Here is an 8,717-nt window from a genome sequence, read left to right on the forward strand (position 1 = left end):
TTGAAGCTTTTACTCTATATTCAAATAGCTAGCGCATTTTTCGGTTTAATTCTGCACAAAACAGATTTTTTGTAATCCCCTCTTGATTTCATCACGCAAGTGTTTAGGATGAAAAAACAGCCTTTTTCGGCAATGATGCCTCGGAAAAGTAATCAAGAAACAAGACATTATTTAAACAACAAAAAATGGAATAAGGATATCAACATGCTTGGACGTATGATGTATCAACCGTTATTGATTAGCTCGCTGATTGAACATGCAGCACGCTATCATGGCGATACACCCATCATTTCAAAAAATACCGATGGCAGTATGAGCAGCACCGACTGGGCCGCTGTGGCAGAGAATGCCAAACGCTTTGCCAATGCACTGCAGGCCTTGGGCCTAGAGCAGAGTGACCGTGTGGCGACCATTGCCTGGAACAATCATCGTCACCTGGAAAGCTGGTATGCAATTTCCGGGAGTGGTCTGGTCTGCCATACCATTAACCCGCGTCTGTTTCCTGAACAGCTGATTTTTATTATTAATGATGCCCAGGACCGGGTGGTAATTTTTGATAAAACCTTCCTGCCGCTAATTGTCGGGGTAAAACAGCATTTGCTGCAGGTGGAGCATTTTATCTGTCTGGATGCACCGGATGATGCGGTCCGGGAAAAATTGCCTGAAGTTCAGTTTTATGATGATTTGATTGCCGCCCAGTCCAAGACATTTGACTGGCCAGAACTGGATGAGAATATGGCCAGTTCCCTGTGCTACACCTCAGGCACCACTGGTAATCCAAAAGGCGTGCTCTACAGCCACCGTTCGACCTTATTGCACAGTTATGGCATCAGCCTGCCCGACTCCCTGAATTTATCGGCCAAAGATGTAATACTGCCCGTGGTTCCAATGTTCCATGTCAATGCCTGGGGCACGCCTTATGCTGCGGCGATGGTTGGCTCAACCCTGGTGTTGCCGGGACCAGGGCTGGACGGTGCCAGTCTGGTACAGCTAATTGATAATTATAAAGTCACCGTGGCCTTGGGGGTACCAACCATCTGGCAAGGTTTACTGGCCGCAGCCAAACAGTCTGGCAGCACACTGGAAAGCATGAACCGCAATGTGGTTGGTGGTTCAGCCTGCCCGCCAGCGATGCTGAAAACCTTTAAAGAGCAGTATAACTGCGACACCATTCATGCCTGGGGCATGACTGAAACCAGTCCGCTGGGTTCTGCCAACCAGCTCAAAGCCAAGCATGAACTGCTCAGTCCGGAGGAGAAAACCCAGCTACGCCTGTCTCAAGGTCGTCCGCCATTTGGGGTGGATTTACGTCTGGCTTCGGCAGAAAAAGGCACCGACTTGCTACCACGTGATGGCCAGACCACCGGCAATTTACAGATTAAAGGCCACTGGATTATTGAGCGTTACTTTGGCAAAGAGGAATCTGCCCTGACCAGTGATGGCTGGTTCGATACCGGCGATATTGCCAGTCTGAACAGTGATGGTTTCCTGCACATTAGTGACCGTTCTAAAGACCTGATTAAATCGGGTGGTGAATGGATTTCATCGGTAGAACTGGAAAATCTGGCCATGTGCCATCCGGAAATTGCCATGGCCGCAGTGATTGCCGCCAGCCATCCAAAATGGGATGAACGTCCGGTAGTGATTGCCATGAAAGTGCCGGACAGCCAGATTACCGAAAGCGAACTACTGGATTATTATGCCGATAAGGTGGCCAAATGGCAGATTCCCGATAAGGTTATTTTTGTTGACAGTATTCCACTCAGTGGGACCGGCAAAATGCTGAAAAAAGATTTACGCGAACAATATGGTCAGGTGCTGATGGAAGCGCCCGTGTAAATATTGGTCTATGTAGAGATAAGATAGAAAAAGCGCTGATAGATTCAGCGCTTTTTTATGGGATCAACAATGCGATATACCTAAAGATCACAGGTTTTTATATTCACTTAAGCCTGTTTTTTAATCACATGCTCGGCGGAAAAATCGCGATAGGTACGGCGTGAGGCAGTTTGTTCAGGCAATGGCTCAACCTCGTCCATGCTCTGCAGACAGCGTGCAGTCAGTTCAATATATTGCTGGGTGCCATGACGTTTCCAGGCAATTTCTTTGTCTTCCAGTGGCCGCACCACCTTAGCCGGACTGCCGAGTGCCAGGACATTGGCCGGAATCTGGGCTTTGGCTTTCACGGTACTGTTGGCGCCAATAATGGTATTTTCACCAATTTCCGCTTCATCCAAAATCACGCTATTCATGCCAACCAGTACGTTTTTACGAATGATGCAGCCATGCAAAATTGCCCCATGTCCGATATGGCCATATTCTTCTACCAGCGTCACGCTGTCTGGAAAACCATGCACGGTACAGGAATCCTGCACATTGGCATTCTGCTGAATATGGATTCGGCCAAAGTCGGCACGTAAGGCAGCAAATGGGCCAATATAAGCCCCGGCTTCAATAATCACATCACCAATAAGTACAGCAGTTGGATGCACATAAGCCTGCGGATGCACCACAGGAATCACACCATCAATGGAGTAACACGGCATATTTTATTCCTTTAAAATAAGCGGAGTAGATGCTTCCCCACCACGAGGCAAGGAAGCTCTATGAATAAGCTCAAACCAATGAGCTGGGTTCTTCTATTTTAATACCGCCAAAACGCTTCAAGAATTGCGGATGCGCCGGTGGCATTGAACCTTCCGACGTGCGCGCCAGTTCCATAAAGAATTCTTCTCCGGCACTGACCACACGCTGATACAGGTTGCTACTTAAGTTGCGTGCATTCAGCGATAACCAGTCCGATGGCAGCAGCTCAAACGGCAGGTTCGGATCTTTCAGCAAAATCCGGCGATACTGATGAATCAGCAAAATCCGGATCTGGAAGGCCTGTACCGGGTCCAGTTCATCTTCGGCATCAACCAGATTCAGAAATTCACGGAAATCACCCATGAATTTTTCATAACGCTGATGCAGTTCAGGCACCGGCCAGTTGGTTGCCACCATGCGTTTAATGGTTGGATACGACTCCTGCCATAACTGCAAGGTTTCAGCCTTAAAAATCACCACCTGATCGGTCATTTGCAGATTCAGTAGCAGATTTTGCAGTTTCAGATGATCACAACCCGGATAAGCCATCACGTTGGTGGCAATATTGGCAAAACCGAGCCATTCCAGTTCTTTCTTTAAAATGGCTTTATTTTCCAGCTCGACCGAACTGAGCAGTACCAGATCCCATTTCTGATCCCATTCCTTGTGCTGGAAGCTGTAAATTTTCTGGTCCGCCATAATAAAACGCTGACGGCTGTTTTCGGTAATACGGTAATAACTGGTGCGGCCAATTTTTTCCGATACCAACCAGCCGTTTTGTACCAGACGAAATACGGCGGTACGTACCGAACGTTCATTCAGGCCAAACACATCCATCAGCTGGATCAGGCTGGCCAGACTGATAATCCCACCGCGATGAAAAATACAGTCACCAAATACGGTCATAATCAGCGATGTGCCACTTAAGGCTTCATGCTGAATAAAATCATCAATACTTTGTTTTAGTTTTGGATTCATTGCGATGTATTCACACCCTGTTTGTGAGGGCAATTGACCGCAGTCAATCGCCCACTGAACCTATGCAGACTTTCGGATATCAAATACCCGCTGCGCCTTACCTTCTGAGCGTGGCAGACTACCTTCCGGCAACACATCCACCGTCACGCTAATGCCCACCATGGTTTTAATCTGGGCTTTTAACTGCCCGGCCAACTGGTGCGCCATAACATCATTGGTATCTTTACGCATTTCTGCCTGAATATGCAATGTGTCGAGGTGTCCCTGTTTACAAATATGAATCTGATAATTCGGAATCAGCTGCGGAATATGTAAAATCTGCTCTTCAATTTGTGACGGGAACACGTTCACACCGCGGATAATCATCATATCATCGCTGCGTCCAACGATTTTGTCCATACGACGCATGGTGCGTGCCGTGCCAGGTAACAGACGGGTCAGGTCACGGGTACGGTAACGGATCACCGGCATGCCTTCTTTGGTGATGGTGGTAAAGACCAGCTCGCCCAGCTCACCATCTGGCAGGACTTCACCGGTTTCCGGATTGATAATTTCTGGATAGAAATGATCTTCCCAGATGGTTGGGCCGTCTTTGCTTTCCAGACATTCCATTGCCACACCCGGTCCCATTGCTTCGGACAGGCCATAAATATCCAGTGCATCAATGCCCAAGCGCTCTTCAATTTCCTTGCGCATTTCATTGGTCCACGGCTCAGCACCAAAAATACCGGTACGGATAGAACAGTCTTTGGCTGTGCCAAATTTCTTTTCCAGCGCTTCAATAATATTCAGGCAGTAAGATGGCGTAACCATTAAAGCGGTGGGCTTAAAGTCATGAATCAGCTGTGCCTGACGCTCGGTTTGGCCGCCCGACATTGGAATAACCGTGGCACCTAAGCGCTCTACGCCATAATGCGCACCCAAACCGCCAGTAAACAGACCATAACCATAGGACACCTGAATGGTATCTTTGGCGCTTAAACCGGCTGCACGTAAGGAACGCGCCACCACATCTGACCAGGTCTGAATATCCTGCTGGGTATACCCAACCACGGTCGGCTGGCCGGTGGTGCCAGATGAGGCATGCACACGCACAATCTGTTCCTGTGGCACGGCAAACATGCCAAACGGATAGTTGTCACGTAAATCTTGTTTGGTGGTAAACGGGAATTTGGCCAGATCTTCCAAAGTGTTGAAATCATCAGGATGGACCCCTGCTTCATCAAACTTCTTTTGATACACCGGGCTGTTCTGGTAGGCATGCTGCAGCGTTTTTTTCATGCGCTGCAGCTGGATGCTACGTAATTCATCGATTGAAACAGTTTCGATTTTTTCCATTGCATTGTTATTCATCTTATTACTCCTTTTCAATCATCCTGATTGAGTGCTGTATTTTTTACTTGGATGTGTCCTCATCCACATTTTCGATAATCATGGCCACGCCTTGGCCCACACCGACACACATGGTGCACAGTGCATATTTCCCTTGACGACGTTTTAATTCTTTCATGGCGGTAATCACCAGACGCGTCCCACTCATCCCGAGTGGATGTCCCAAGGCAATCGCGCCACCATTTGGATTGACCCGGGCATCATCATCCTGCAAGCCCAGTTCACGGGTCACCGCCAGTGCCTGTGCGGCAAAGGCCTCGTTCAGCTCAATCACATCCATCTGATCCAGGGTCAGCCCGGTCAGGACCAGCACTTTACGTACCGCCGGCACCGGCCCGATGCCCATATATCTGGCTTCAACACCGGCACTGGCCGAAGCTACGACTTTGGCTAAGGGTTTCAGCTGATGTTGATTCACAAAAGCTTGATTGGCCAGCATGACACAGGCAGCGCCATCATTCACCCCGGAAGCATTACCAGCGGTGACTGAACCGCCTTCTTTACAAAACGGGGTTTTCAAGCTGCCTAAAGCCTCCAGCGTGGTGTCAGCACGTGGATGTTCATCGGTCTGGAAGATGATGCTGTTTTTCTTACGGTCTTTAATTTCAACCGGCATAATTTCTTCGGCCAGAATTCCGTTTTGCTGGGCCACTGCGGTTTTCTGCTGGCTACGATAGGCAAACAGGTCCTGATCGGCACGATGAATCTGGTATTTTTCTGCAACGTTTTCGGCGGTTTCCGGCATGCTGTCGACGCCAAACTGCGCTTTAAATTTCGGGTTAATAAAGCGCCAGCCGATGGTGGTATCAAAAATTTCCGGGGTGCGGCTAAAAGCGGTTTCCGGTTTGGACTGGACAAAAGGTGCACGGCTCATGGACTCAACCCCACCGGCCAGTACAAACCGCGCTTCACCGGCCTTGATCATACGCGCGCCTGTGGCAACCGCATCTAAACCTGAGGCACAAAGACGGTTTAGGGTGATGCCCGCGACATTGTCCGGCATGCCGGCCAGCAAGGCAGCCATACGCGCCACATTACGGTTATCTTCACCAGCCTGATTGGCACAGCCTAAAATCACCTCATCCAGTTCCTGCCAAGGCAGTTCAGGATGCTGGGCTTTTAAATACTGTATTGGCAAGGCAGCCAGGTCATCTGCACGGATGCTGCTGAGCGCACCGGCATAACGGCCAATTGGGGTGCGAATTCCATCGCAAATAAATACCTGTTCCATGTCCTGTGGTTTCCTTAGCCTGCTTGGCGAAATTCTAATTCTTGCTCTGACTGCGTACGTTCCTGTGCAGCCTTCTTGCTTAAATATATACTACAACGGTAGCGTTCTTCAGCATAAATACGATACATATTTTTCAAAATTTGTAAAATAGTGTTATATCCAATTTTTTCTGCCCACTGGAATGGACCTTGCGGATAATTCACACCATATTTCATTGCTGAATCAATATCTTGTTCGGTTGCTATCGCATGCAGCACTGCTTCACTGGCTTCATTCACCAGCATGGAAATGGTACGCAGCACATACAGACCTGCATGATCTTTATTCCAGATTGGTATCAGATCAATCGCGGCAAAAAACTGCTCGACTTTGGCGATATCGGCTGCGTTACAGGCCGGTGATGCCACGATTGGTAACGCCTGTGCCACATTCCAGTCAGCATGCCAGTCCATCAGCACCACTTTGTCCTTGCTATAGTCCAGCTCGACCGATTCACCGCGGCTTAAACGCAGGCGTACATCACCTAGTACAATTTCTTCATCTGCCTGTGGCTGACGCTGCACTTTCAGCTGTGAGGCTGCCTGAATCCGCGAGATCAAGCCGCTAGAATGTGACCAGCTTCCATTGACTTCAAGCTCAAGTTCACCCGGTGCAACGCTCGGCATGGCCGGCAAACGATAGGCCGGTGAACGTTCAGCCTGACGATAATCATAAAAACCCTGCCCGCTTTTACGGCCAAAACAGCCGGCATCCACCAGTTCTTTCTGGATTAAGGATGGTCGATAGCGCGGCTCATAAAAGAATTCCTGATAGACGCTTTGGGTCACGGAAAAATTGATATCCTGCCCGATTAAGTCGGTCAGTTCACACGGCCCCATAGCAAAGCGGCCACATTCACGCATGATAAAATCCAATTGTTCAGGCGTGGTGACATTTTCCTGCAAGGCACGAAAAGCTTCGGCATAATAAGGACGCGCCACCCGGTTGACAATGAAACCCGGAGTTGATTTGGCCGTCACTGGTACTTTGTTCCAACTTTGCATCAGGCTGAACAATGCCTGTGCAATCTGGGCTGAGGTTTTCAGACCACGAATAATTTCTACCAGTTTCATTACCGGTGCCGGATTAAAAAAGTGCAGTCCGACCTCACGCTCAGGCTGTGGAATTGTCGCGGCAATGGCAGTAATAGAAATGGATGAGGTGTTGGAGGCAAAAATAGTTTCCGCTGGACACAGTGCCGCCAGTTGCTGAAACAGCGCTTGTTTGACCTCTTTCTTTTCCACAATGGCTTCGACCACCAGTTGTGCATTCGCCAGTGCCTGAAGATCGCTGGCAATTGTTAAATTGGCCAGCGTTTGCTGTAACAGCTGCGCTGTCATTTTCCCGGCCGTAACACGTTTTTCCAGCTGTGTTTTCAATTGCGCCAAAGCAGCCTCAGATTTTTGCACATCCACATCAAACAGCTGGGTTGGATGGCCATGCATCGCCGCCAATTGTGCAATACCAATGCCCATGGTGCCGGCGCCAATCACCGCGACACGGGCCTGCTGTAAACAAAGTTGTTCCATGATTAGCATCCTGTATATTGCGGTGTGCGTTTTTGCATAAAGGCTTGGACGCCTTCTTTATAATCACTTGAACGGCCGGCCAGACGCTGCAGGTCACGTTCCAGAATGAGCTGTTCATCCAGATTATTGTCGGCTGCAGCATGAATGGCTTTTTTAATTAAGGACAGGCCATAGGTCGGCTGTTTGGCTAAATGCTCGGCCATTTTCTCGGCTTCGGCTTTCAGCTGATCATCTTCTACCACCTGCCAGATCATGCCCAGTTGCAGCGCCTGTTCTGCGCTGACTTTATCACCCAGCATGGCCAGCCCCATGGCTTGGGCACGGCCAACCAGACGCGGCAGGAACCAGGTGCCGCCAGAATCCGGAACCAGACCTAAACGGCAGAAAGCCTGAATAAAAGACGCCGATTTTGCCGCCAGTACAATGTCACAGGCCAAAGCAATATTGGCACCAGCACCGGCCGCAACCCCATTGACTGCGCACAGCACCGGTTTGGGCATATCGGTAATCAGCTTGATTAAAGGGTTGTAATATTTTTCAATTGACAGGCCTAAATCTGGTGCATCGGCATTCGGATCGACCACGCGGTCATTCAAATCCTGTCCGGCACAGAAACCACGACCTTCGGCAGAAATGACCACCGCGCGAATCTTGCTGTCTTTGGCCCAGGCCTTTATAACCTTGGACACTTCCTGATGCATGGTTTCATTAAAACTGTTGAGCTGCTTCGGACGGTTAAAGGTCAAATAGCCCACTGCATTTTTTTCTTCGACAAGGCTTTGTTGCACAAAGCTGTTCTTAAGGACTTCTTCGGCAATATAATTTCCAAATGAATAAGCCTACACACAAAATCTACCGCACAACCAATTGGCCCGCATATAACCGAGCTCTCATTAATCGTGGGAATATTGCCATTTGGTTCGATCCAAAAACACAATGGTATGCAGAACCTCAAGGCAAAC

The 8,717-nt window shown here is 49.0% G+C and carries 7 protein-coding genes and 1 pseudogene; 2 read left to right on the plus strand and 6 right to left on the minus strand.

Features of this window, described 5'->3' with window-relative positions; all coding sequences use genetic code 11:
* Positions 1 to 204: 204 nt before the first annotated feature.
* Positions 205 to 1,839: a long-chain-fatty-acid--CoA ligase gene (locus tag FTT63_RS00905; protein ID WP_180191884.1), complete on the plus strand. Its 1,635-nt coding sequence runs from the start codon at positions 205 to 207 to the stop codon at positions 1,837 to 1,839.
* A gap of 107 nt (positions 1,840 to 1,946) precedes the next feature.
* Here the strand turns inward: FTT63_RS00905 and FTT63_RS00910 are convergent, their stop codons facing one another.
* From FTT63_RS00910 to paaG, 6 genes are all read right to left on the minus strand, one after another.
* A complete protein-coding gene (locus FTT63_RS00910; protein WP_180191885.1) occupies positions 1,947 to 2,546 on the minus strand; it encodes a gamma carbonic anhydrase family protein in 600 nt (199 codons plus the stop codon).
* 70 nt (positions 2,547 to 2,616) lie between these two features.
* On the minus strand, positions 2,617 to 3,564 hold the full coding sequence (paaX, locus tag FTT63_RS00915; RefSeq protein ID WP_180191886.1) for a phenylacetic acid degradation operon negative regulatory protein PaaX: 948 nt from the start codon (positions 3,562 to 3,564) through the stop codon (positions 2,617 to 2,619).
* A 60-nt stretch (positions 3,565 to 3,624) separates the two neighbouring features.
* Positions 3,625 to 4,917, minus strand: coding sequence for a phenylacetate--CoA ligase PaaK (gene paaK / locus FTT63_RS00920; protein ID WP_180191887.1), 1,293 nt, complete (start codon positions 4,915 to 4,917; stop codon positions 3,625 to 3,627).
* Between the two features lie 43 nt (positions 4,918 to 4,960).
* Complete coding sequence (gene pcaF / locus FTT63_RS00925) at positions 4,961 to 6,187, minus strand: 3-oxoadipyl-CoA thiolase (RefSeq protein ID WP_127799351.1); 1,227 nt, start codon at positions 6,185 to 6,187, stop codon at positions 4,961 to 4,963.
* A gap of 14 nt (positions 6,188 to 6,201) precedes the next feature.
* Positions 6,202 to 7,755, minus strand: coding sequence for a 3-hydroxyacyl-CoA dehydrogenase (locus FTT63_RS00930; RefSeq protein WP_180191888.1), 1,554 nt, complete (start codon positions 7,753 to 7,755; stop codon positions 6,202 to 6,204).
* Positions 7,756 to 7,757: 2 nt separating this feature from the next.
* Positions 7,758 to 8,543, minus strand: coding sequence for a 2-(1,2-epoxy-1,2-dihydrophenyl)acetyl-CoA isomerase PaaG (paaG, locus tag FTT63_RS00935; RefSeq protein WP_180191889.1), 786 nt, complete (start codon positions 8,541 to 8,543; stop codon positions 7,758 to 7,760).
* 41 nt (positions 8,544 to 8,584) lie between these two features.
* On the opposite strand from paaG, the pseudogene FTT63_RS00940 reads away from it, so the two are divergent.
* Positions 8,585 to 8,717 (plus strand): annotated as a pseudogene (locus FTT63_RS00940) (IS5/IS1182 family transposase); the annotation flags it as partial.

It is taken from the genome of Acinetobacter sp. C15, from assembly GCF_013420645.1.
GTDB lineage: Bacteria > Pseudomonadota > Gammaproteobacteria > Pseudomonadales > Moraxellaceae > Acinetobacter > Acinetobacter indicus.

Excerpts from the sequence above, each read along its gene's own strand:
- FTT63_RS00905 (WP_180191884.1), top strand. The coding sequence starts at position 205 with ATGCTTGGACGTATGATGTATCAACCGTTATTGATTAGCTCGCTGATT.
- pcaF (WP_127799351.1), bottom strand. The coding sequence starts at position 6,187 with ATGGAACAGGTATTTATTTGCGATGGAATTCGCACCCCAATTGGCCGT.
- FTT63_RS00930 (WP_180191888.1), bottom strand. The coding sequence starts at position 7,755 with ATGGAACAACTTTGTTTACAGCAGGCCCGTGTCGCGGTGATTGGCGCC.
- paaK (WP_180191887.1), bottom strand. The coding sequence starts at position 4,917 with ATGAATAACAATGCAATGGAAAAAATCGAAACTGTTTCAATCGATGAA.
- paaX (WP_180191886.1), bottom strand. The coding sequence starts at position 3,564 with ATGAATCCAAAACTAAAACAAAGTATTGATGATTTTATTCAGCATGAA.
- FTT63_RS00910 (WP_180191885.1), bottom strand. The coding sequence starts at position 2,546 with ATGCCGTGTTACTCCATTGATGGTGTGATTCCTGTGGTGCATCCGCAG.